The 809-nt window shown below is 63.2% G+C and carries 1 protein-coding gene; it reads right to left on the bottom strand.

All coding sequences use genetic code 11. From position 1 onward, the window contains the following. The coding region (locus AZG88_RS36405) for a TerD family protein (RefSeq protein ID WP_231914322.1) at nt 1-226 on the bottom strand (226 nt) is incomplete at its 3' end. Nucleotides 227-809: the final 583 nt, after the last annotated feature.

Below are 809 nucleotides of genomic sequence, written 5' to 3'. Positions count from 1 at the left end.
GGGCCACGGTGTGCACGTCCGCCGGCACGGCGGACAGGTCGATCGCGATCCGCGCCTGCGCACCTTCCTCGGTGCCGCTCGTACCCAGGAACCGGATCGACCCGTCTGTCGACTCGGGCTGGTTGTAGAACACGAAATCCTCGTCGGAGCGAACCTTCCCCTCCGCGTTCAACAACAGCGCGGACGCATCGACCTCGACCTCCGACTCGGTCCACCCCAGCACCACGTCGATATGCTCCACCTCAGCGGGCAGAACCACCCTCGTTCGACCCGGAACCGCACCAACCCTGCGCGGCCGGACAAGAGCCGAAGTCTGGCTTCCGACGTCCGTCGCATCAACTGCGCATACTAATCGGTTCGTTTCAGTCGCGGACACAACCTGGCAAACATCATGTCGCCGCGTGTACGAACGGCGTCAGCGAGTCGATTCTCCCGAGCCAACCGGTGTCATCCACGTGAATGACACTGCAAACAAAGAGAAGTGAGTGGGACTGCGGCGATGCGCCAACCGCAGGCCCAGTACCTACAGCACTTCCGCCGATAACCCCCGCCGGGAAGAACTCCCGCTGAGGCTACCGCGAGGCCACTACTCCTGGAGGTCGACCGAGAGCCGGATTCAGTCGCCGGCTGCTCGGCAATCGATCCAGGTTCGATCTCTAAACCAGTGAGCGAGCGGCCGACTGCACGCCCCAAGTCCGCAGACGCCACCGGGTTGCGCACCATGTGCGCATTTCGTAGGCTATAACCCTACGGAACGCGCATGAAGAGGTGGTGGCAACATGGCTCTGACACACAGCACCGCCGTACCC

It is taken from the genome of Rhodococcus sp. LB1 (genome assembly GCF_001583455.1).
GTDB classification, from domain to species: Bacteria; Actinomycetota; Actinomycetes; order Mycobacteriales; family Mycobacteriaceae; genus Rhodococcus_F; species Rhodococcus_F opacus.
The sequence above is the reverse complement of the archived record's forward strand: the minus strand, read 5'-3'. Positions and strand labels throughout refer to the sequence as shown.